The organism is Cryomorpha ignava (assembly GCF_010686655.1).
GTDB classification, from domain to species: Bacteria; Bacteroidota; Bacteroidia; order Flavobacteriales_D; family Cryomorphaceae; genus Cryomorpha; species Cryomorpha ignava.
Window position 1 is genome coordinate 22,481 of the sequence record NZ_JAAGVY010000016.1, and the last position, 23,684, is coordinate 46,164.

The window sequence follows — 23,684 nt, forward strand, 5'->3', positions numbered from 1 at the left end:
AAAGGGGAAAACTAAGCGGACCGATCAGAATTTCCGCATGTTTTTTCTCTTCCTGCAAACAACCCTAATTACCAAAAAACCAACTCGCGTTTTGACAAAATTCTATATTCTCACGTTTCTCCTTTTAACTTTCGCTTTTTCGGCTTTCGCCCAAAATGTGCGCGATACAACCGTGCATCATCTCACTATTGAAAACCAAAAGGTAAACAAAGCCGGAAAGGACATCTGGGGCATGACAGTAAATGGCACTATTCCCGGTCCGACGCTCAATTTCACTGAAGGCGATTACGCCGTAATTTATGTGGAAAATAAAATGGATGTAGAAACTTCGGTGCACTGGCACGGCTTGTTGCTCCCCAATTTTTACGATGGTGTTCCCTATCTCACTACGCCGCCCATAAAGCCTGGAACAATCTTTAAATATGAATTTGAAATAAACCAGTCTGGCACTTATTGGTATCATAGCCATACAATGCTGCAAGAGCAAAGTGGCGTTTATGGTAGCATTCAAATAAACCCTGTAGAAAAGACTCTGGAATACGATCATGACCAAATCTTAGTGCTTTCTGATTGGACGAATCAGAAGCCAATGAATGTGATGCGCAATTTGAAGCGTGGAAATGAGTGGTACGGGATTAAAAAAGGAACTTCTACGCCATTGAGCATGGTGATAAGCCGTGGTGGTTTAGGCGCCCAGCTCAATTTCTGGAAACAGCGCATGGAAGGGGCAGATATCGCCGATATTTATTACGATGCTTTTTTGACAAATGGAGAGCAAAAAGTAGATTATTCCCACTACAAACCAGGTGAAAAGATCCGGCTGCGCATTATTAACGGATCAGCTTCCTCGCAATTTTGGATGACTTTTGGTGGCGCTGACCCAATACTTATTGCAGCCGATGGCCTAAACGTACAGCCGGTAAAGCACAATAAAACTTTTATCGCTATTGCGGAAACTTATGACTTCATTATCACCATTCCCCAAAAGGGCATGATAGAAATGCGCTCCATGGCTCAAGACGGATCTGGGATCACATATGCCTATTTCGGAAGTGGAGACACCCTTCACGCACCTGTTGTGGCAAGGCCCGACAAGATTGAAATGATGAAGAAAATGGCAAAAATGGATATGCGGATGGGTGCGCCAGCTACACAGTGGACTCCAAATAATCCCGAGCCGGAAAAGATGATGAATAAATGGGGTATGCAAATGGATGCCATGAAAGGAATGGATCATTCTAAAATGAATCACGGCAAAAAGATGGATCACAGCAATATGAATCATTCCAAAAACAATGAAATGGACATGGCAAAATCCGATTCCATGAAAATGGAAAACAGCACAATGGACAATCATGACAACATGAAAATGGAAGGCATGGAAATGGACGGGATGAACATGTTTGCCGAGTACAACTACAATTATTTAAAAGCACTCGAAAAAACAGATTTTGACGAAGACCGGCCAAGAAGAGATGTCTTGCTAAACCTTACGGGAAATATGTGGCGCTATATCTGGAGTATGAACGGAGTGCCATTGGCGGAAGCCGACAAAATAAAAATCAAAAAAGGAGAAGTGGTACGCTTTACGCTGAATAATCTCACCATGATGCACCACCCTATGCACCTGCACGGCCATTTTTTTAGGGTGGTAAATGAAAATGGTGATTACTCGCCGCTGAAACACACCGTGAATGTTGCACCGATGCAAAAGGTGGTCATTGAGTTTGACGCTAAAGAAGAGAGCGACTGGTTTTTTCATTGCCACGTACTCTATCACATGATGGGCGGGATGGCTCGCGTGGTTAGTTATGACACAATTCGAGACGCACGTATGAAACCCTATCCGCTCAAAAAACTATTAAACGAAGGCAATCATTATTACAACTGGGGAATGATTGATGTGGCTTCCCACATGAGCGAACTCAATCTGGTAAGCTCAAATACACGCAACATGTTTGGATTGCGCATGGAATACGGGTGGAATCAAAATCTGGAAGGCGAGCTCACCTACGAGCGGTTTTTATACGATTATTTCCGCGTTTTTGGTGGGATAAATATTGAGAACGAAACAGAAGATTCATATGACCAGATTAACCCGACGGCTATTCTTGGAATTCGATTTTTTACGCCTTATATGTTTAATCTGGATTTCCGAATCGACAATGAGTTGCGCCCACAAATTGGCTTGAGCCGTGAGATTATGATCTTTCCTAAAACAGTTCTCTTCGGTGAGTTTGAATACCTGTTTGACGTCGGCTGGGTAAACGACCTCAATGCCGAAAACACCGGAAAAGAAATTAATTATACCGATGAATTAGTCTGGCAAGTTGGCGCAGAGTATTTTCTTTCGCGAAATTTTTCGCTGATGGCGAGCTACGATAATCGGTTTGGAGTTGGTGGTGGTTTGTCTATCAAGTTTTAACCCTATAAAATCTAATATCATGAAAAACAACTACTTAAAATTTGCCCTAATGATGGCGTGTTCATTCGTATTTATGTACGCAGCCATGTTCTTTAATGTGAATGAACTTGATCATATTTATATCAGTGAATCCAGAACTTTTATGGCATTTTACATGGTGGCTCCCATGGCCGTTATTATGCTCCTGTTTATGCTTGGAATGTACACCAACAAGAAAATCAACACGTTGATAATTGTTGGTGGAATAGTGGTAGGTCTTGGCGCAGTATTTCTGCTTAGAACTCAAACCACAGTTAAGGACGTGCAATATATGAAAGCTATGATTCCGCATCACTCCATAGCTATCCTTGTAAGTGAAAATGCAACATTCGAAGATCCAGAAACTGCAAAATTAGCCAAGGAAATCATTGAAGCACAGAAACGGGAGATTGCTCAAATGGAGCGAATTATTGAAAGACTTGAGAACGAAAAATAACAAATTCCTTCCTTGGGATTACAATACTAAAACTGAAAATATAAATTTTAATCGATCAGTTTTTGCTACATTCATGGTCTTGAAAAAAGTCTCTGCCATATTACTTGCCCTGTTAATACTAAGTTCAAATCTTAGTATTGCCCTTAGCACCCATTTTTGCGGGGGAAAGGCAGTAAAAAGTGAATTTTCAATTGGCAATTACGATCTGGATTGCGGAATGGCTGATATGGAAAGCTGCAACGATTTGGATTGGAATTTTAATAAAATTCAAGCAACACCTTGTTGCGAAAATCAGCATAGCTTTTTCAAAATTAATGATAGATATCAAAATCTTGGAGCGATAGATTTTGGCTTTATTCCTTTTGCGATTGTCAAAGACTTTTCACTGCAAGTCAGTTCAATTGTACAAACTTTTCCCAAAGCTTTATTCCAGACATATAAACCGCCATTGCCTAAACAGGCTGTGTTTATTCTATATCAGGTATTTAGACTTTGATAAAATTTACTGGTCTGCTTCGTATAAGACACGCTACATTTCATGGTGTTTCTGCTCACAAAGACCGCTGAAAATATCCATTCGTCAGAATCTTACCATTTTCATAATTTTTCCTTGATTGCTTTCGGTAGAAGACCAAGGTTAGCAATCCAGAAATTATCAAATTAAATCAAACCATTTTTTAACTCAACTATCATGAAAAGACTTTTACTTACCAGTATTCTCACCTTAGCTATTGCAACAATAAGCTATGCTCAAACCGCAGTTTCAGTGCAGATTCATCACAAACTAAATGGGAATGATTTTGCATTTAATGAAACGGGAACGAATGATTTGGATCAGGATTTTAATGCTGATCGACTTGAGTACTATTTATCTCAGATTAGCATTGTTCACGACGGTGGAACATATACCATTCTACAAGATTATGCGATAATAGATGCAGGTTCTGAAGCTATTCTCGATCTCGGAGAGATAGATGCGAACACGATAGAATCGCTTTCGTTTTATGTTGGAGTAGATGAAGAAGACAATCACAGTGATCCGTCATCGTGGACTTCACCACATCCTTTAGCGCCAAGATTTCCCTCAATGCATTGGGGATGGTCTGCAGGTTTCCGCTTTCTGGCAATAGAAGGTACCGAGCTGGGTAGCAATCAGGAAGTACAAATCCATGCCCTTGGTGATGCGAATTACTTCGAAGTAATAATTCCAATTAACCAAGATGTTACTGGCAGCGAAATGCTGATTAACGTTGATGCCAACTACGAAAGAATTTATGAAAATATAAACATTTCTGGCGGCCTAATAGTGCACGGCGAAGTAGGAATGGCAAAGCGAGCACTTGAAAACATGCGCGATCTTGTTTTTGAAGCATCAAGTGGAACAGTTTCAGTGCCAGAGTTAGGGTCAGACTTTACTTTAAATGCATTTCCAAACCCGGCTGTTGGCGGAAATGTGACGATTGATTTTAACTCGGATAAATCTTATGGCTACGACATTACAGTACTAGACATCCTTGGAAAAACGGTTGCAACGCGATCTAATGTTGGTAATACAGCCAATATCAATCTACAGCTCCCTGCTTCTGGTTTGTATTTATTGAACCTTTCTGTAAATGGCGAAACCGTTGCCACCAAAAAGATTATTTCTCAATAAGCTCTGATGTTTAACTGGATCAAACCCATCTTTTTTCTTTTAGTCACTTCCGCTTTTTTAAGCGGTTGTGCTAAAGATTCTGCGAATGATAAGCCGCTGCCGCAAAGGCCGTTGCTTGTTATTCCCGAAGGGTTTCCAGAAGTTGCCTTTCCTGAAGACAATCCGTTTACGAAGGCGAGTTATGATTTGGGTAAGAAATTATTCTTTGACCCTATTCTTTCTCGCGATTCATCCATTAGCTGCGGCTCTTGCCACCAGCCATCTCTCGCTTTTAGCGATAGGATTGCTTTGACAAGCGGAGTTGACGATGCGCCGGGCAAGCGAAATGTGCCGAGTCTTACAAATATTGGCTACCATCCCTATTTTACGCGCGAAGGTGGCGTGCCAACCTTAGAAATGCACGTTTTGGTGCCTATTCAAGAACACAATGAGTTTGACTTTAACATAGTGCTTATTGCTGACCGATTAAAAAAGAGTGAGCAGTACGTGGCAATGGCTCAATCGGCTTACGAGCGCGAGCCGGATGCGTTTGTAATTACGCGCGCTTTGGCAAATTTTCAGCGCACACTTATAAGCGGCAACAGTGCTTATGATCGCTATGCTTTTCAAGGTATACCCAATGCTTTGAACGCTGCAGAACTACGCGGAATGAATCTTTTTTTTAGCGACGAGCTTGCTTGTAGCTCCTGCCATTCGGGTTTTAATTTTACCAATTACACCTTCGAAAACAACGGTCTATACGAAGATTACATTGACGAAGGTCGAATGCGTTTAACGGGATTAGAAACGGATAGAGCACGTTTTAAAGTGCCATCATTGCGAAATGTGGAATTAACTGCACCATATATGTTCGATGGTTCGTTGCAAACCCTTCAAGATGTTGTAGAGCATTATAATTCAGGTGGCTACGCACATGCGAATAAAAATGAAGAAGTAAAACCATTGGGGTTAACCAATACAGAGAAAAATGATCTTGTAGCTTTCTTAGGATCGCTTACAGATTATGAATTTTTGGAAAACCCAAACCATTATCCCAATTAATACAACATGAAAAAATATAAAGTACTCATCTGTTTATTGGTTTCTGCTGCATTGTGGCAGGCTTGCGCCGATGATGAAAGTGAGCAGCCAAAACCGCAACCGGCTGTTTACGATGCCACAGCTTATGAGTTGAACTATTACGGACTACCGGCACCAAACTTACCCGCAGATAATCAGCTTACCAAACAAAGCGTTCAGCTTGGCAAAATGCTGTTTTACGAGCCGATGCTTTCCAGAAACGGCGTACAAACCTGTGCGACGTGCCATAGCCAGCCATCATCTTTTTCAGATACCGCAAAGTTTTCTATTGGTGTAGAAGGCCTTCCGGGAAAACGGCAGTCAATGGCTATTTTCAATATGGCATGGCATACCAACCAATTCTTTTGGGATGGGCGAGCAGACTTACTTAGAGATCAGGTTTTGATGCCCATTCAGGATCCACTCGAAATGAACGAAACGCTTGAAAATGTGGTGGCAAAGCTCAGTGGAACTCAACTTTATCGCGATCAGTTTATGCGCGCTTTTGGAACCGAAGATGTAAATCCGGAGCGTATTTCTCTTGCGCTTGAGCAATTTATTCTCACAATTATTTCTGCCAATTCAAAGTATGATAAATACAAGGCAGGCTTAGCAGAGCTTTCTGAAAGTGAACTACGCGGTCTCGAACTATTCGAAGCAGAATACAACCCTTTCTTTCCCGAATTTTCTGGTGCAGATTGTCAGCATTGCCACGGCGGACCAAACTTTGAGAATGATCTTTACATGAATAATGGACTGGACATAGAAGCTGATTTTCTTGATTTCGGACGCGAAAATGCAACAGAAAACCCGGCAGATCGCGCTAAGTTTAAAGTGCCTTCGCTTAGAAATATTGCTGTAACGCCTCCGTATATGCACGATGGAAGGTTCGCTACGCTCGAAGAAGTAGTAGATCATTACAATGAAGGAATTCACCCTTCGCCTACCATCGATCAAGCACTATTGGCTACAGCCGAAACAGGTTTGTTTTTAACAACAGAAGATAAAACCGATTTGATAAACTTTTTAAAAACGCTTACCGATGAAACGTATCTGGAAAATCCGGAATACGCATCACCCTTTTAAAACCCTAATATCTTATGAAAAACTTTTACGCATTATTTACTCTTTTAGGAATCATTCTATTTTCTACTCCAAGCTTCTCGCAATGCGCGGATGGTGAAGTAGAAGTAGAAATCGTGGTACACACAGATGCTTACGGCTATGAAGCCTACTGGCAGCTAGTGCCAAATGGAAATGCATGTAACGACGGCACAATTGCCTCTGGCGGAAATACCGCTGTGGGATGCAATGGAGCAGGCGACCAAAATCAAACGCCTGGTGGTTATGGCGACAACCTTGAAATTACTGAAGGCCCGTGGTGTTTGGCTGAAGGTGCAGATTTCGATTTAATTTACATTGATGATTGGGGCGATGGTGGTTTTTCCTTCGATGTATATGTAAACGGTTATTCAATTGAGAGTTTTGACGGAATTGGGCTTGGAGCCACTTTTACTTTTACCGCTGCTGAACCGCCAACTTACGATATGGGGGTGTCTGCATCAAATCTATACCAGTATGTGAATATTGGATCATTTGACATCCACGGACATGTTTTTAATTTTGGTACAGAAACTATAAATTCTTTTGATTTCAATTATGCAATTGATGGCGGCGAAACCCAAACTTTTGCAGTAACAGATGCGAATTTGGCGAATTACCAGGATATGGAAGTGGAGCATGATACACCATGGATTATTTCTGAAAATGGTGTTTATGAAGTGTCAATCTGGACGGATAATTTGAATGGCAATGTCGATGAAAATCCGGCAAACGACACCTTAAACCTTACGGTTGAAGCAGGCCCAGGAACACCAAATATTATCGACAATTACATTAATGCACTTCCATTAATTACGGCTATTGCCAATGGGTCTGATGACGTGAACAATCCCACAGATCTCGATTTTCATCCGGTATTGAGCAACAAAGAACTTTGGGTAATAAACAAAGACACCGAAAACTCAGGTGGAAGCACGGTTACAATTTACAATGCCGGCGAGTCGAACCAAACAGAGCTTTGGAAAAGAGATGGAAATGCGTGGCATTTTATGTCGCTACCTACCGGAATCGCATTTAGCCAAAACGGTAATTTCGCGAATTCGCCTGGAGTTTATGACGCCAATCACAATGGCGGAGATGCATTTACAGGTCCTGCCCTTTGGTCAAGCGATATGGACATATACGCAGAGCCTTCAGGCGGAAACGGAAGCCACCTTGACATGTTGCATCAATCACCTTATTCACAAGGTATTGCAGCTGAAAAAGACAATGCTTTTTGGGTTTTTGATGGATATAGCAATGACATTGTGAGAAACGATTTTGTTGATGACCATGGTCCGGGAAATGACGACCATTCTGATGCCAGAATACGCCGATACGCCGATGATGAAGTGCTCCGCGACCCAAATAACGAAGTGGTGAGCCACCTTGTGCTCGACGGAGAAAATGAATGGTTATACGTTGTAGATCACGGCAATGATCGCGTTATCCGCATAGATATAAATACAGGAATTGTAGGTGGCACACCGCCATATCCGGCCAACGAGCTTTATGAAGAATATACTATGGTAACTGGTTATACCCAAGAAACCGTAGTGGCTTCCGGAAACCTTTCACGACCAGCTGGGATTGATGTGATAGAAGATAGAATGATTGTTTCAGAATTTGAAACAGGCGAAATAGTCATTTACGATATCAGCGTAATGCCTGCGCTTGAACTCCACCGCATCGAAACTGGTTTTAGCAGTTTGCAAGGAATTAAAATAGGCCCGGATGGGAAAATATGGGGCGTTGACTACAACTCAAATACTGTTTTTAGAGTAGATGATTCTGCCCTTTCGGCAAATAATATCGAAATTACTGATCCTATTATCTTTCCAAATCCTACTAGCGACATGATTCAAATAATTAATCTGGATCAAAACGCACTCCTGCAATTATTTGACATGCAAGGAAAATTAGTGAAGGAAATGCGAACGAATCAATCAAAAGTCGAAATGAATATGACTGACTTGGAATCAGGTATTTATACACTTAGAGTAAATTATGCCCGAGGATCGACGTCTAAAAAGGTTGTAAAACTTTAATTGTAAGACGACACTATTCTATCTGATATGATAAAATCAGATTACAGCCGGCATCTCCGAAATATTTAAATTATTAGTGAGGTGCCGGCTTTATTGACACAGTCAAAAGATTATCAGAAATTGAATTCATTAAAATTCCACATTTAGGAGTAAGGGGATTTGATAACTTCAAGTATCTTATTCAGATTCTCTTTTTGCACTTAAATATCAGCAAACTAACTCTGAATAAGAAGGAATATATGCTTATCTTTAAAAATCATTTTTAGCTTTATAAAACTATTCAGAATGAAAACGATCATAACTCTGGCGTCGATATGTTTTATTTGCCTTTCGGCGAATGCCCAAAATTGGAATTGCGATACGTTGATAAACATCGTCAAAACCACAAATCATATTCAAATTCACACGTATGGCAACGTTTACAATATTGATGATATAGATATTTCAATGAGCTACACTGCTCGTTTTGAAAACATTCCAGATGAATGGCAGATTTTTCTTGACGATCCCACAAATTCATATACTGAAGTTACAGAAGGCAGCTCAGCAAATTTTACGCTAAGCGAAGGAATTGATCCACTATACCCGGAGAAAATGATATTCGGAATGAATCACAACGGAGTGCCTGGTCATGGGGAGCTTGTTTACAATATTCATTCGCTCAGCAATCCGGCAGATTCAACCAAAATGGTATTCGATATTGTGATTACTTCCGGATCTCCCCTGGCAGTCGAAGAAGTTGAATTGGATCGCGCATTTTACTATGCGGGACAGGGAAATTTTCATCTCCCTGCGAATGTTGAAAGTATCAATGTTTGGAATATTAGTGGCAAGCTTATTACTCAAGCAGAAAATTTAGGTAATACCCAATACATCAATCTCGATACTGGAAATAATCAATTTATTCTGGCAGAAATCAAAATGAATAATCGGCTTTTTTCCAAAAAATTCGTCGTGATAGACTAGTTCTTAGGCAGTTGAGATTTAAAACTTTCCAACTAGGTCGAATTTTAGTCACTCAAAAGTTAGTCAACAACTAATCCATTCTTTCAACTTTCCCTATTCCCGAAATATCGGTTTTTACATCTGCCGGATTACCATAATATTTTACACTCCCAACACCTTCAAGCGTAATGTCGATACGCTCTTGAGCAAAAACAGACACCGAGCCCGTTCCTTTGCTTACAACTTCTGCATTTTTAGCTTTGAATTCTGAGCAATCGATCTTCCCAACACCTTCCATGTTAATATTTATGTCATTGGCACTACCTTTAACTTCTATCGAACCCACAGATTTGGATGTAAGCATAAACGTATTCACATGGCAATCATCTATTTTTATTTCTCCAATACCTTTATTGGTAATTTCTAATTTATTGCCTTGCACAGAATTCTTCAAGTGCAGCTTGCCAATGCTCTCAAGGTTTATCGACTCTAAACTTGGTGAACCTACCTTTATGACCAGTTCTTTTTTGCTCTTCGAAAACTTGTCCTTATCATTCAACACAATAGAAAGTTTACCATTATTATTCGATACGTTTAGCGCATCAATTAAGGTTGAGCTACCGGCAGCATTCAGATAAAAACTATCGGTTTGTTCATAGACAATATCTCCAATCACTTCCAAATTTAAACTCTTAAAATCTGAAATGTCATACGTGCGTGAAGTGATAGAATCTGGCTCTGGGCTTGAGCAAGATGCTGCTGCGATAATTATGAAGGTCACTAAACTAATAAGAGAAATTAAGTTTTTCATTGTTTTATGTCTAAGGTTGTTTTATCTTAAAAAAGGCTTTTTTAGTCTTAGTCTTTTAATGTTGCAAATTTACCAATATACTGTGCGAAAACAATAATGAAACGGAATAGTTACCCTTTCAACCATGAGTTTATGGATTTTCGTATTTTAGCAGCAAGAAACAGCCAGTATCATGAAAAATAGTGTTTTGAAATTCTCATTTTTATTTCTTTTAGCTGCCTTAACCTTTTTATCCTGTAAAAAAGATGTGCCAGAACCAACAGGTGAAGCACCGGCTACTGTTATTCCTGAAGGTGGTATGATAAGTGGAGTGTACAAATGCTGCAATCAAACTGTGATAGATAGTTTTATGATGAGTGATGTAACTGGTAGACTCACATCTCAAGGTGGTCTTTCGTTTATAGGCTCAAATGATTCTTATGAATTGCTTTTCTTTCTGCCCCAAGTTATTGACACTGGTCTTTATGCCAATCCTTTTTTCGTAGATAAATATCTAAAAGTAATTGAAAATGGTGATACCACTGCGATGTATTCTTCTGATATAAGTCTTCATATTACACAATACCATCAGTTTTCAAATTACACTTTAATATCTGGGACTTTTGAAGTCTGGGGAATAAATGAAAGCATAAATATACCCAATGGTTCTATTGAAAGTGGAGAGTTTACTAATATCCCACTTTTTCATAATGGTTCTGATGGTAATTATGTAATCTATCAAGGTGAAGAAGCTGACATAAGTACGTCGAAAATAATGATAACAGATAAGATGTTTTTTTCCCATTTCAGGTTCAAAGATGAATATATCCATTCCATTGACTATGGAGAAAGTTCTTCAGGTTTGTCACCTTCTACCTTATCTTCTGGTACGGCGAATTCAAAAGTAAATATTACTGAATTGAATGAATCTGAAAGTACAGTGTCAGGTTGGATTAAAACTAAAGAAGAAGTTGACCTTGAACTGCATTTTCAGACTGTCGACTACATGAGTTTTCCAGAGTTGGAAGACGGTCAAATGGCTGTGGTTTTTAACTTTGGAGAAGAAATTCTGTATTTTGATAGTGCCAAATATGTGATACCTGAATTCCCTTCAAATAAAGTTGACATCTATGGTTACAAGGGTGAATCGACTGAAACTAGAATTTCAGTTTTTTATAATTTAGTGGATGCAAGTTCTATTCAGGGTCAGTCACAACTTTATAATACCGGTCTCACTTACCTTGAAAGTATGATTTATGGGTTCAGTTATCTCGACTTTTCGTCAGATAATACAAAATTGAGTTTCGAATACGGCAGAGCCATGGGAGAGCCTATTTATAGACAGCTTTGCATTAAAGGAAAAAATATTCCTATTGGAATGTAATTATCCTGTAGCTGTTATTTTCAATCCATCCACTTAGGCTTCAATCCTTCAATTTCCATAAAAACAGGGCAATTACTATCATGTGTACCAGATAAAAACCCGGTACTCATCAAAAACTCATTTGTAATTTCGCCACCCGTAAATTTGAATGTTTTCTTGAAAAGCTTTACCCATTCCTCCCGCTTTAGCGGATGGTTTTTATCAAGCCAAGCTTTGAACGACCCGTGCTCTTTTTGCAACTCCACAATTTTTTGAGCGTTGTGAATCGCAGCGTTTACTTTCAGCTTATTGCGAATTATGCCGGCATCGGCTAAAAGCCTTTCGCGATCGCTTTCATCAAATGCAGCTATTTTATCAATATCAAAATCAGCGTACGCCTTCCGGAAATTATCTCGCTTTTTAAGAATGGTGTCCCACGAAAGTCCAGCTTGATTAATTTCAAGAATCAGGCGACCAAAAAGTTCGTTGTCATCTTCTATCGGGAAACCGTAAGCTCTATCGTGGTAGTCGATATGCACTTGCGATAGCTCACCATTTCTTATGGCTTGGCAATATGATTTTGGAATATCCATCGGAGCAAAGTTGATGATTTGATTAGTATGTGTCTTTTTTGAGAAATAAAAATTTCTTGGAAGTCAATCCAATAGTTCCCTAAAATTACTGCGGTCAATAATTTTTATATCGACATCATAAGCATTCTTAAAAGCAGTGGGCGTTTTGACCGTTTTCTTTGCTTTCCATTTAAATTCAAAAGCAGTTAAAGTGCCGTCTTTTTCTTCTACCAAGTCTATTTCTTGTTGAGATACGGTGCGCCAAAAGTACATTTTGGTATAATCATTTTTTGAATAAGCATGATATTTCAAACGCTCAGCCATCAAAAAATTCTCCCACAAAGCACCAACGTCTGTCCGCAATTCTAAAGGTTGAAAATTGCCTATTACCATATTGCGAACGCCCGTATCGTAAAAGTAGATTTTTTGAGTTCGCTTAATTTCATTTCTCAAGTTCCCGCTATAACTACCTAAGCGAAACACTACAAAGGCTTTTTCGAGAAGATTGATATAATTTGAGATTGTGTTTTTATCCACGCCAACAAGTTGAGCTAGCTCATTATAACTTACTTCATTCCCAATCTGAAACGCCAGAGCGCGTACCAGCTTTTCGAGTATTGCTGGTTTTCTGATGTTCCCAAAAGCTAGAATATCCTTGTACAAATAACTGTTTACCAGATTCTGCAAAACTTCTATTTCATCGCCAGTTGAGTTTAGCACATCCGGATAAAATCCAAATTGCATTCTGTTTACCAAATCTTGCTCGGCTTGAATATATCCAACCTTGTTTTCATACTCTGTCCATGAAATAGGGTAGAGTTCATAAGGCCAGGATCGTCCAGTTAATGGTTCTTGAATTTCATTGGTCAAATCGAATGAAGATGAACCGCTAACCAAAAGCTGAACATTTTTGAATTGATCTGTTATCAGCTTTAACGTAATACCAATTTTTGGAATGCGTTGTGCTTCGTCAATAAACACGGTATCATTACTTCCTAGTATTGCCCTGAGCTGCGCAGTGGTTGGTTCAGTTAGAGCAAGACGCGTTGAAGGATCATCTGCATCGAGAAATAAATGTGGCCTTCCATCAAGTATTTGATTTATCAGAGTGGTTTTACCAACCTGGCGCGACCCAAGTAAAATGATTGCTTTTCCCTTTCCTAGCTTAGCAGATATTGTGTCAAAAAGTGCGCGATTATACATTGAAAACTATCTTTTTGGTGAACGTATTCACCAAATATAGCTATTTTTGGTGAATACGTTCACTGATAATTGCTTTTTATCCAGATATGATAAGTTGAAACCTGCACTCTTTAGATATTCCTTCTATACAGTAGCAATCATTAAAGGAAATAAAACCGACAATTAAGAGTTTGATAATATCAAACCAGCCAAATGAAAAAAATAGCCAGAGTCTTACTTAAAATTTTATCAGCGCTTCTTATTCTAATTGCAATTACGGCATTCATTATTAAGGACCCAAGTCCTGACTATTTGAAAAATGATCTAACCGATTTTGATCATCTTTCTATAACTAACTTAGCAACCGAAAATTCAAAAATTGGGAATTTTAAATCATCTGTGAATTTCAATCAGCGAAACTCCAATGCTTTAGAAAAAGAATTCTACGGACAAGAAATTCGAATACATGACAACCCTAAGCTTGACCGAATATTAATTGGGGTTACAAACAACTTGATTTCACGTATCGAAATCTGGAATAAGAACGAATTGGTTGAAGCCAAAGAACTCGGTTTTATGGAGAAAATGACTTGGGGAGAAACTCTAGCAATGTCAGTTGCGTTTTATGACCAAACGAACACGAGGTATCCAGGCAAAAGCAAAATTACAATGCGATTTTATAGTGGTTCAGGTTTTTTCGGAGATATTGGAATTATTAATTTGGACTTGTCTGATTATGGAAACCTGAATGGCGAAAAAGAAATCAGCTTATTTGCAAAGACGTTAGATTCAGAAAAAGTAAATCAACCTAAGTTTACAGATTTGAAGGTGTGGAAAAATTTTAAGTCCTTTGGTTGAAGAAAGAGCAGAGAACCAGAAACAAAGATTGAGTTGCAAGAATTTTAAAAAATCCACGATTCATTGGCTGATTGCTGCATTTAATAAGAATAGCAAAATCATCTACTCTTGAAGTTTTATTTTTTAATGTATAGATTATCAATATAATTTCGCTTTTTCATAGACCGCCAATTGCCGCACCGATCAAAAATTGATTGATATCAACAAAACCACTAATTTGGCTAAAAGACAGATAAATTTTGGTTATTTTATCTCAGATTTTTTTTGGTGTTATCTACTTTGGATGTTTACTTTTAGGCATTCATCAAAAGACTACCGTAGCTTTACGTTATTTTTTTATGAGATATCTCTTAGTATTAATATTTCTTTTAGGTGTTCAAACAGCTGTGGGACAAATAAATCGCACCCAGCTTTTAGATAGCGCCAAAGTTTATTTTGAAAAAGGATTATATGCCTCAGCTCAGCCATTTTTAGAGAAAGCTTTTGAAATCAGTTCTGAGGAAGCAGACACGGTTAAGATGGCTGAGGATTTAATGTTTATTGGAGAAAATCAATCGCGCTCAAGCAATCTTAAAAAAGCCCTTGATGCTTATCTCAAGTCCATTCGTTTAGTTGATTTTAGAAAAGATACAGACAGCCTCAAATTTCGTGGATTATTAAAAATTGCGCGTTGTTTTTCGGATTTATCTAATGAAGATAAATCTGACGAATATTTAGAGCAAGCTAAAATAATTGCTGGAAAAAGCGGAAATGATAACCTGAAGGTAATTCTATACACGTCGCTTGGTGTCTCAGAACGCAGAAAGGAGAACTATGAACCATCTATAGCTTATTACAAAAAAGCCATTGAATTAATTCAAGCCACCGACTCTGTGCGATTGATAGAAACTTATGTAAACCTAAGCACAGCTTATGGATACAATGAGCAATATGAAGAGGCGATTGCTATTTTAGAACAGGCTCAGATATTAAATTCGGGACTGAAAAATGATTACTTTAAAATACTTCTATTAGCTCAAATAGCTAGAAATGAGTTTTTGCGAGGCAACTCAGAAATTGCTGCGAAGTATTATTTAGAGGGTCTCGAATTCGCAGAATTGAATGAAGATCATGATTTAATAAAAAGGTTTAACAGAGCCTTAGCGCGCTTGTATAGTAAAGAAGGTGATTACAAAGAAGCCTATAAATATTACGCCCAGTTTGTTATTGAACTAGAATCATCTATAAATAACCAAAATGCAACTGCCATTGCAGAAATGACGGCCAAATATGAAACAGAGAAGAAAGAACAGGAGGTGTTATTTGAAAAGAGACAAAGAAAATTAGAATCAATAGTTTACGAGCAAAAAATAGAGCAACAGCGTTTGGTTACATTTCTTTTGATATTTGCTGCCTTAATTCTCGTCTTAGCCTTTGTATGGAATATCAGAGTTCAGAAAAAAAGGAGAGAGGTGCTTCGTGAATTAGCAGAAAAGCAAATTGCCATAACCAAGCAAGATGCCGAGCTAAACGCCCAGAAAGAAGAGCGCAATAGACTCTCTCGCGAATTGCATGATGGGCTAGGTGGCACCTTGGCAAGCATTAAAATGAGACTGAGCAATCAACTAAATGAGAACGAAAATCAAGAGCTGAAAGTAGTCTTAAATGATTTAGACAACGCCTGTCAGGAAGTTCGGAATGTCTCACATAGCCTAAATTCATTTTACATTTCGAATATAGATTTTTTCAGCCTTTTAACTAATTTGATAGGAGATATAAAGATGAGCACGGGACTGGAAATGAATCTTGATTTCCTACCCAAAGAAGAGCTAAATCAATTATCGGAAGAATTAAAGCATCATTGCTATAGAATTATTCAAGAACTATCTAACAATACAATTAAGCATGCGCAAGCTACCTCTTTATTATTAGGCCTAATTTTAGACGAGAAAGATGTAATATTAATGGTGGAGGATAATGGCATTGGATTTGATCCTGAAAATATACAATCAGATGGGATAGGTTGGAAGAATATTAAAAGTAGGGTTGAGAAAATTAAGGGAGAGCTTACTGTAGATTCTGTAATTAATCGTGGAACAACAGTTTCTATAAGGTTTCCATTTCAATAATTGAGATATGAAGAAAAGGATTTTGCTTGTTGACGATCATCAAATGTTTTTAGATGGATTAATAGAAATTCTCGCTCAAGACTCAAATATTCAAATTGTTGGGGCTGCTAAAAATGGAATTGAGGCAATGAACTTATTGAAGGAAACTGAGGTGGACATTCTGATAAGCGATATCTCTATGCCACTTATGAATGGAGAGGAATTGTTACTTCATACTAAGAAAGAGTACCCGCATATCAAAGTCATTTTACTCACCATGGATGATAGTGGCAAGGCGATTACTAAATTAATTGAAGGAGGGGCAGATAGCTATTTGTTTAAGAATTCATCGAAAGATGAACTACTTCATGCTATTGATAAAATTGCCACCGGTGAGCAGTTTTTTGGTCCACAAATTCAAAAAGCGCTTTTGGATAATATTATTCCAAATAGGAAACAGATTACAATTAATGAGGTTAGAGAAAGCCTAACTGCTCGAGAAAAGCAAATACTCGTAATGATTGCAGATGAGTTTACGCAATCGGAGATAGCCGAAAAGCTATTTATTAGTCCCAATACGGTCGTTTATCACAAGCGCAAATTGATGCTTTTACTTGAAGTTAAAAGTGTTGCAGGCCTCGTGAGAAAGGCTGCCGAGCTAGATCTACTATAACCCAATTCTTTCATACTACACAATTGTATAGTTTATAGAACTATCAATTTATATGGTTGTACACCAACATGGTGGCTGTAGTTTTGCCTTAAATATTCTCAATGAATAAGAAAAAATAAACAGTAAAAAGCGACAAGCTCGCAAGGGAAAAATTACAATAAATCTATAAAAGAAAGAATATGAAAACAAGTAAAACAAGAATAGCAAATGGCTTCGGCCTTTTATTCCTTTCGATATCAATTTGTGCATTTACAGCATGTAAAAAGGATGACGATAATGGAGATCCAAAGCCAAAACCAACAGTTAATATTGAAGGACAGTACACAGGTGTGGGAACGGATGCAGACGATAGCCCATTTTTAAATGGTAATGTAAAGCTAGAGAGCATTTCTACTAATAGACTAAGAGTTAGCGGCGTAGGGAGTACTCCCATAACCACCTTTGAGGTAAACGTTGAATATCTTCAAAATCAGGTGGTAACCATTGATGGAGAATCATCGGTAGTAGAAATAGATATATCTACCACCCCGTATCAATTGTCTTTTGAAGGCTTGAATGACGAAACATTTTCAGGAATTAAACAATAGAAATTATGAAGAATACTATACTAATAATTGCATGTCTAATTCCTGTAATTAGCATGGCACAAATTAAAACATCTGTCGCAGATGGAGGTTGGTCTAACCCTCAAACGTGGTCTCCTGTTGGAGTACCGGCTTCTCAATCTGACTCAATTATAATTAATCATGAGGTAAGTGTCTCAGAAAATTTAGATATTGAAACTACACTTTGGATTCAAGAAGACGGATTTTTAATAGCCTACGAAACCTTTGCTTTGCACGGAGATTTACGGGTAGATGGAGGAATTGAAGCAGATAGACTTGTGGTAGGAGATGGAGCAGATTTTTCTAACTACGGTTATATTGAGGCAGAAACATTTATTACCACCAATGATTTGAATTCCAACTTCGATGTGATTTCCACAGACTCGATTTTTATCACAGAAGCTTTTGTAAATAGCTCCATGGGTACGATTGATTGCATAGAGTTGATTACAGCAAGTTCATCTATAGAAAACAACGGGCTTATCTCTACTGAATCGTGGATTCATAATGAAAACATAACGGGAACAGGGGCAATTTGCATTGAAGATTGCTTCTTAAACAATGGAAATATTAATGGCAGTCTCGATATTTGTGATCAAACGCCAGCGGGTAGCGGTGGTATTCCATGCGACTTTAACTTGGGAGCTATCGCATCAACTGTTACTACTTGTCAAAATACTTTTTGCGGATCACCTACAGCTGTATTAGAAGAAGAACTAACGCTTGAGGTCAAAGTATATCCGAACCCAATAAATAAAGGAGCGGCATTACATATTGAAGTTGAAACCAATGATGTTTTTCATTTAACGATCATCGATGTTCTAGGCAAAGTTGTACACGGTGAAAAGTTATCAAATGGAATTACGATTTTAGAGACTAGCACTTTTAGATCTGGTATTTATTTCGCTACAATTTCAAATTCGACAGGAGATAAATATCAACGAAAAATCATAGTCTATTAACTTCCTTCCTATTTGTATTACTTTCATTTATCGTATGGAATTTTTTATCAAATAAAAGGTTGTGAATAGTATTCACGATCTTTTATTTTACTCCAGTTTATCATTTGATTTTCAACTTATTCGTCCCCATTATTAAAAGCCACAAACAGATTCCGATTTCTCCAATAGGAGCTGGAAATCCAACAATATCAGATAAAATACTTTTATAGAAATCTGGATATAAGAAACCACCAAAGAAAGTTATCAAATAACCAAAGCATCCGGCCATTAAAAATATCCCTAGAATTTTAGGAAGGAAACCAGAATTATAAACCAAATACCCAAAAGGGAATAGCCAAAGTCCCCAAAATATTTGCGAAATTTCTAGTCCATTCCTATAACTATCAAGGTAAAACATCACTTGTGTTTGAAGTTCGGTCTCTCCCATTTTCTGCAAGTAGTCAGCCTTATTAATTAGGGTTAAAACGGTAAATTTATTCAGGATATTTACAAAAAATAGTGGCACACTTACCAATGTGAAAATCACCATAAGGCTAGCGTAAAATTTACTTACTTCGTGTAAGAGTTTGTACAAAGCCAAGGGTAATAGTGTGAAAATAAGAAAAGTGATAATGCCAGCAGCAATTCCAAATCGAAACAAAGATTCGGAATTCCTGATGTTCTCAAGTGTTTCTGATGCACTTTCCCAAACTATTAACTGCGATGGAATATAGGCAAGGCTAATTAGCCCACCTATTATCATAATCAGGTAAAGCAAACCGGCTACACGAGCTGTTTTATTTCTTGGTGTCATAGTTAAAAATCTAATACATTATTCTCTTGGCCAATTAACAGCGCTCCAAACAATTATTGAAGTCAGTACGGATTCCAAAATAGCTAAAAAGACATAAAAACTGTACCAAGGAGTGAGGCTTAACACAGCGATGAGCACCATCATTAAGGTGAATACTAGGCCAGTCAGAATATTTAACCACTTGTTTATTCTTGGCTTTAAAAGGAGCGAAAAGACAATCATTAATGGAGGAATAGCCATAACCAAAGAAGCAATTAATAGAGCCGATGGACTATTCAATACATTGTCTCCACTTGTTAAGCTATTCACTTTATCTGGAGTGTAGAGTTCAAAATAATCACCATACAAATAGCAGAATGTGGCGGCAGTCCATAAGGCTGCGAGCTTTAATTTTATGTTTATTTGAAAGTCTTTAAGCTTGGTTGTTTTTGAATCCATAAGATGGCTATTATCTTATTAGACGATCAAGTTTTTGATTTGTTACAGGTTGAATTTTATTTCTTATTGATTGGCTTGGTTTTACGTCGCAATTTGCCGACTTTAAATTCTCGCACGCTTATGAGGGAAATCAAAAATACAGATTCTCGTATGACGGTGCGAGAATTAGCAACTACTTAGTGCCTGTCAATAGAGTCGAGTGGCTGGATCAAAATGCTCGATAGCAAGGCGCGCGTAGTTAAATCAAGGAGTCCCGCTGGGGCGGGATGACTGTTTTTAGAACAAGTGCAACGCAGATAGCGGACATTATTGACAGACACTAATTATATAACAACCTACTAGCAGCCCCTAGTCATTGAATTTTACTATGGTGATTTATCTTCCATTTCCCTTTCAGCTACAACCACAACCTTCTCAAGCGGCAACTCATCAATACACCTACATTCCTTATACTTACACTTCGTACCCAACTTTGAGCAAGGTCTTTTATTCAGATGATCAGCCTGAATCATTTCATTAAGCGCATCGTTTTGATAGGGATACATTCCAAAATCAGGAACAGTCGCTCCCCAAAGAGAAATAATCGGCTTTTTGAAGGCCGCTGCAATGTGCATTATGCCCGTATCTGGCGTAATGATAAGCTTGCACTGCTTTACCAGGCTGGCCGACTCGTTTAGCGAAAGCATACCGGCAGTATTCCATACATGAGTTTCTGAAGTGAAGGCAATTTCTTCACCAAGCTCTTTTTCGGCAGGCCCGCCAACCAGTGCAATGGGATAATGTAATTGTTTACAAAGAGTAATGTACTGCTCCTTTCTCGGTTTTTTGCGCCAATGCGCGGCACCTATTCCCAGAGCAATAAAACCGTTTTGGTGCGATTCCGGAACACGATCTGCGGTCAATTCCTTCCCTTCCGGGATAAAAAAATCGAGACCCTCGTTGTCGTTTTGAATATCAAAACGGGTAATCGTTGCCATGTACCGATCAACAATATGCACTTTCGGCATTTTGTTAATTCCAAAATTCACAAGAAGCCACTTTTCCCAATTGTATTTTTCGAAAGTAAACGAGAGCTCTTTAAGCGCACGCTTTACCCTGGCCGATCGCAAATTGCGTTGTAGATCTATTATATAATGGTATTGTTCTGCTTTTAGCTCTTCAATTACTTCATTTGTACTCTTATCAATACCATATACCTTCGAAATATGCGGATTGGAATCTACAATGCTGCGAAATTTATTCTTGGTGAGGTAGTGAATTTCTACCCCTTCGTACATTTGGTTTTTGAGGTTGCGCACCACAGGGGTGGTGAGAACCATATCGCCAATTGAGCTGAATCGTATGATGAGGACTTTTGTCAAATCTTTTTAACTATTAAAGCTGCGGCGAATTTACGAAAGTGAATGATAAAGGAGGAAAGATAAAAATGAAGTAGATTTCTTAGAATCGATGCGAATTGCGTCATTTGTGACGGGATTATAAAAATTAACCGCTAAGGCACTTTTGACCCTCTGCGAGCTTTGCGTAGAACCTCTGCGTCTTTGCGGTTAAAAAAACAACTCTTCATTTTGAAAATATTTGACACACACTCGCACATGTATGCGAAAGAATTTGATTCTGATCTGGATGAGTGCATGGCGCAAGCGCTTGAAGATGGGGTATACCTCACTGCACTTCCAAATATTGACGTGGAAAGTATTGAACGGGTTCAGAATTTGATGCGGGCGTATCCCGATCAAACCATTGGCATGATGGGCCTTCACCCCTGCTCGGTAAAAGAAGATTATAAGCAACAGCTCGCCACAATAAAAACGGAGCTTGATACCGGAAGATATCACGCTGTGGGCGAAACAGGAATTGACCTATATTGGGACAAAACATATTTTGACCATCAGGTTGACTCGTTTAAAACTCAAATACGCTGGGCCAAAGAAAAATCGCTACCGATAGTTATTCACGCGAGAGACTCTTTTCAGGAAATATTTGATGTGCTTGACACCGAATACGATAATGACCTTTCGGGAGTGTTTCATTGCTTTACAGGAAATGAAGCCGAAGCGGAAAAAGCCTTGAGCTACGATAATTTTTATCTCGGACTGGGCGGAGTTCTGACGTTTAAAAACAGTGGCCTCGACAAAGTCATATCCAGAGTTGACCAACGCAGGCTGGTGCTGGAAACCGATGCGCCCTATCTATCACCTCACCCCTTTCGCGGAAAGCGCAACCAAACTGCCTATACAAAACTGGTGGCTCAAAAGCTGGCAGAGATATTTGAAGTAAGCGTTGAAGAACTAGCAGAAATCACCACTGCCAATGCCAAGAAATTATTTAAGCTGAATGGAATCTGAACGTAACGTACTTGTAATATATACCGGCGGAACGATTGGTATGATAAAGGATGCCCACACAGGAATATTGGCGCCTTTTAATTTTGACCAGTTGCAATTGCAAATCCCCGAAATAAGCCAGATCTCTGCGAAAGTGAGCACCATATCTTTTGAAAAACCTATTGACTCAAGCAATATGGGCTTGGAACATTGGACACAGCTGGCCGAAATGGTGCGCGACAATTACCACGATTATGATGGCTTTGTGATCCTTCACGGAAGTGATACCATGGCCTATACCGCATCGGCGCTTAGCTTTATGTTTCAAAATTTGGCAAAGCCGGTTATTCTCACCGGTTCGCAATTGCCAATAGGAATGGTGCGTACTGATGGTAAAGAGAATTTTATTACTTCCATAGAAATTGCATCAGACTATCGCGACGGAAAACCAATGGTGCCGGAGGTGTGCATCTATTTTGAATATCAACTTTACCGCGGTAACCGCACTTATAAATACAATGCTGAGCATTTTGAAGCTTTCCGCTCGCCAAATTATCCGCCATTGGCAGAGGCAGGCGTACACATAAAGTACAACCGAGAGAGTATTCACAAAATTGAAGGTGATGGTGAATTTTCGATTGATACGCGTATGAACAATCATGTTGCAGTTTTGTCGTTATTTCCAGGAATTTCTGAACATATTATTGAAGCTGCCATGAACATTCCGCGCAATGAATTGCTTGTAATAAGAACTTTCGGAAGTGGAAACGCAATGACTTATCCCTGGTTTATTCGCTCGCTACAGCAAGCAATAATAAATGGTTTAATGATCGTAAACGTTTCACAATGTCAGGGTGGAGGTGTATCGCAAGGTCGCTACGAAACCAGTTCTCAATTAGAAAAAATGGGTGTTATAAGCGGCGGCGACATGCAAATTGAAGCCGCTTTAACCAAAGGTATGCACCTGATAGGCAAGGGTTTATCAGGGGCAGATTTCGCACAGGAATTCACTAAAAATATACGCGGAGAGCTTACCGTTTAAGAACCCATCTGAACCGAATAACGATTTGGTTAGAAAAAATTTTTTTGACTATTACATTTTTTTGTACTTTGGCGGCTTGTTGCCCTACGGGAATAACGATTTCGGGGTATTGGAGATGTGGCCGAGTGGTTTAAGGCGCACGCCTGGAAAGCGTGTTTCCCCGTGAGGGGATCAAGGGTTCGAATCCCCTCATCTCCGCCATGCAACTTTCAAATATTAGTTTAACTTTGAATCCTAAATAAAAACAAATCCGACTTAAAAATTCAGTAAAACCAACTTCTAAAC

The 23,684-nt window shown here is 38.7% G+C and carries 22 protein-coding genes and 1 tRNA gene; 17 read left to right on the forward strand and 6 right to left on the reverse strand.

The features are described from left to right. The first annotated feature begins 37 nt into the window (after positions 1–37). The 8 genes from G3O08_RS09980 (at position 38) to G3O08_RS10015 (ending at position 9,728) form a co-directional block, all read left to right on the forward strand. Positions 38–2,425: a multicopper oxidase domain-containing protein gene (locus G3O08_RS09980; protein ID WP_163285224.1), complete on the forward strand. Its 2,388-nt coding sequence runs from the start codon at positions 38–40 to the stop codon at positions 2,423–2,425. Positions 2,426–2,444: 19 nt separating this feature from the next. Further along, positions 2,445–2,900 carry a DUF305 domain-containing protein gene (locus tag G3O08_RS09985; protein ID WP_204336840.1) on the forward strand — a complete coding sequence of 152 codons (456 nt, stop codon included), beginning with the start codon at positions 2,445–2,447 and terminating at the stop codon, positions 2,898–2,900. Between the two features lie 79 nt (positions 2,901–2,979). After that, a complete protein-coding gene (locus G3O08_RS09990) occupies positions 2,980–3,396 on the forward strand; it encodes an HYC_CC_PP family protein (RefSeq protein ID WP_163285225.1) in 417 nt (138 codons plus the stop codon). A 195-nt stretch (positions 3,397–3,591) separates the two neighbouring features. Continuing rightward, on the forward strand, positions 3,592–4,554 hold the full coding sequence (locus G3O08_RS09995; protein WP_163285226.1) for an MbnP family protein: 963 nt from the start codon (positions 3,592–3,594) through the stop codon (positions 4,552–4,554). Between the two features lie 6 nt (positions 4,555–4,560). After that, a complete protein-coding gene (locus G3O08_RS10000; protein ID WP_163285227.1) occupies positions 4,561–5,595 on the forward strand; it encodes a cytochrome-c peroxidase in 1,035 nt (344 codons plus the stop codon). Positions 5,596–5,601: 6 nt separating this feature from the next. Further along, a complete protein-coding gene (locus G3O08_RS10005; RefSeq protein WP_163285228.1) occupies positions 5,602–6,699 on the forward strand; it encodes a cytochrome-c peroxidase in 1,098 nt (365 codons plus the stop codon). Between the two features lie 14 nt (positions 6,700–6,713). After that, positions 6,714–8,762, forward strand: coding sequence for a T9SS type A sorting domain-containing protein (locus tag G3O08_RS10010; RefSeq protein ID WP_163285229.1), 2,049 nt, complete (start codon positions 6,714–6,716; stop codon positions 8,760–8,762). A 285-nt stretch (positions 8,763–9,047) separates the two neighbouring features. Beyond that, positions 9,048–9,728: a hypothetical protein gene (locus G3O08_RS10015; protein ID WP_163285230.1), complete on the forward strand. Its 681-nt coding sequence runs from the start codon at positions 9,048–9,050 to the stop codon at positions 9,726–9,728. Between the two features lie 70 nt (positions 9,729–9,798). Here G3O08_RS10015 and G3O08_RS10020 read toward each other — a convergent pair whose 3' ends face one another. Beyond that, complete coding sequence (locus G3O08_RS10020; RefSeq protein ID WP_163285231.1) at positions 9,799–10,518, reverse strand: GIN domain-containing protein; 720 nt, start codon at positions 10,516–10,518, stop codon at positions 9,799–9,801. Between the two features lie 172 nt (positions 10,519–10,690). Here G3O08_RS10020 and G3O08_RS10025 point away from each other — a divergent pair, with 172 nt between their 5' ends. Beyond that, entirely contained in the window at positions 10,691–11,881 is a 1,191-nt protein-coding gene (locus G3O08_RS10025; protein ID WP_163285232.1) for a hypothetical protein, read from the forward strand. Positions 11,882–11,901: 20 nt separating this feature from the next. Here G3O08_RS10025 and G3O08_RS10030 read toward each other — a convergent pair whose 3' ends face one another. Together G3O08_RS10030 and G3O08_RS10035 are read right to left on the reverse strand one after the other, a co-directional pair. After that, the gene (locus G3O08_RS10030; RefSeq protein WP_163285233.1) at positions 11,902–12,453 is read right to left on the reverse strand and encodes a DNA-3-methyladenine glycosylase I; all 552 of its coding nucleotides are present in this window, start codon (positions 12,451–12,453) and stop codon (positions 11,902–11,904) included. 63 nt (positions 12,454–12,516) lie between these two features. Further along, positions 12,517–13,635: an ATP-binding protein gene (locus G3O08_RS10035; RefSeq protein ID WP_163285234.1), complete on the reverse strand. Its 1,119-nt coding sequence runs from the start codon at positions 13,633–13,635 to the stop codon at positions 12,517–12,519. A 192-nt stretch (positions 13,636–13,827) separates the two neighbouring features. On the opposite strand from G3O08_RS10035, the gene G3O08_RS10040 reads away from it, so the two are divergent. The 5 genes from G3O08_RS10040 (at position 13,828) to G3O08_RS10060 (ending at position 18,799) form a co-directional block, all read left to right on the forward strand. Continuing rightward, positions 13,828–14,472, forward strand: coding sequence for a hypothetical protein (locus tag G3O08_RS10040; RefSeq protein ID WP_163285235.1), 645 nt, complete (start codon positions 13,828–13,830; stop codon positions 14,470–14,472). Positions 14,473–14,711: 239 nt separating this feature from the next. After that, the gene (locus G3O08_RS10045; RefSeq protein ID WP_163285236.1) at positions 14,712–16,580 is read left to right on the forward strand and encodes a tetratricopeptide repeat-containing sensor histidine kinase; all 1,869 of its coding nucleotides are present in this window, start codon (positions 14,712–14,714) and stop codon (positions 16,578–16,580) included. A gap of 7 nt (positions 16,581–16,587) precedes the next feature. After that, positions 16,588–17,232 carry a response regulator gene (locus tag G3O08_RS10050; RefSeq protein WP_163285237.1) on the forward strand — a complete coding sequence of 215 codons (645 nt, stop codon included), beginning with the start codon at positions 16,588–16,590 and terminating at the stop codon, positions 17,230–17,232. Positions 17,233–17,411: 179 nt separating this feature from the next. Beyond that, positions 17,412–17,819, forward strand: a complete 408-nt coding sequence (locus tag G3O08_RS10055) for a hypothetical protein (protein WP_163285238.1) — start codon at positions 17,412–17,414, stop codon at positions 17,817–17,819. A gap of 5 nt (positions 17,820–17,824) precedes the next feature. Then, positions 17,825–18,799, forward strand: coding sequence for a T9SS type A sorting domain-containing protein (locus G3O08_RS10060; protein ID WP_163285239.1), 975 nt, complete (start codon positions 17,825–17,827; stop codon positions 18,797–18,799). A 100-nt stretch (positions 18,800–18,899) separates the two neighbouring features. On the opposite strand, the gene G3O08_RS10065 is transcribed toward G3O08_RS10060, so the two are convergent. The 3 genes from G3O08_RS10065 to G3O08_RS10075 all read right to left on the reverse strand — a co-directional run bounded on the left by G3O08_RS10065 (position 18,900) and on the right by G3O08_RS10075 (position 21,391). Next, positions 18,900–19,592, reverse strand: coding sequence for a DUF4386 domain-containing protein (locus G3O08_RS10065; protein WP_163285240.1), 693 nt, complete (start codon positions 19,590–19,592; stop codon positions 18,900–18,902). A gap of 18 nt (positions 19,593–19,610) precedes the next feature. Further along, positions 19,611–20,030 carry a DUF6326 family protein gene (locus G3O08_RS10070; protein WP_163285241.1) on the reverse strand — a complete coding sequence of 140 codons (420 nt, stop codon included), beginning with the start codon at positions 20,028–20,030 and terminating at the stop codon, positions 19,611–19,613. Between the two features lie 365 nt (positions 20,031–20,395). Further along, positions 20,396–21,391: a glycosyltransferase family 9 protein gene (locus tag G3O08_RS10075; protein ID WP_204336841.1), complete on the reverse strand. Its 996-nt coding sequence runs from the start codon at positions 21,389–21,391 to the stop codon at positions 20,396–20,398. A gap of 207 nt (positions 21,392–21,598) precedes the next feature. On the opposite strand from G3O08_RS10075, the gene G3O08_RS10080 reads away from it, so the two are divergent. The 3 genes from G3O08_RS10080 to G3O08_RS10090 all read left to right on the forward strand — a co-directional run bounded on the left by G3O08_RS10080 (position 21,599) and on the right by G3O08_RS10090 (position 23,600). Continuing rightward, positions 21,599–22,378: a TatD family hydrolase gene (locus G3O08_RS10080; RefSeq protein ID WP_239541125.1), complete on the forward strand. Its 780-nt coding sequence runs from the start codon at positions 21,599–21,601 to the stop codon at positions 22,376–22,378. Next, positions 22,368–23,399 carry an asparaginase gene (locus G3O08_RS10085; RefSeq protein ID WP_163285242.1) on the forward strand — a complete coding sequence of 344 codons (1,032 nt, stop codon included), beginning with the start codon at positions 22,368–22,370 and terminating at the stop codon, positions 23,397–23,399. The genes G3O08_RS10080 and G3O08_RS10085 overlap by 11 nt, the downstream gene beginning before the upstream one ends. A gap of 111 nt (positions 23,400–23,510) precedes the next feature. After that, positions 23,511–23,600, forward strand: a tRNA-Ser gene (locus tag G3O08_RS10090). Positions 23,601–23,684 lie beyond the last annotated feature (84 nt).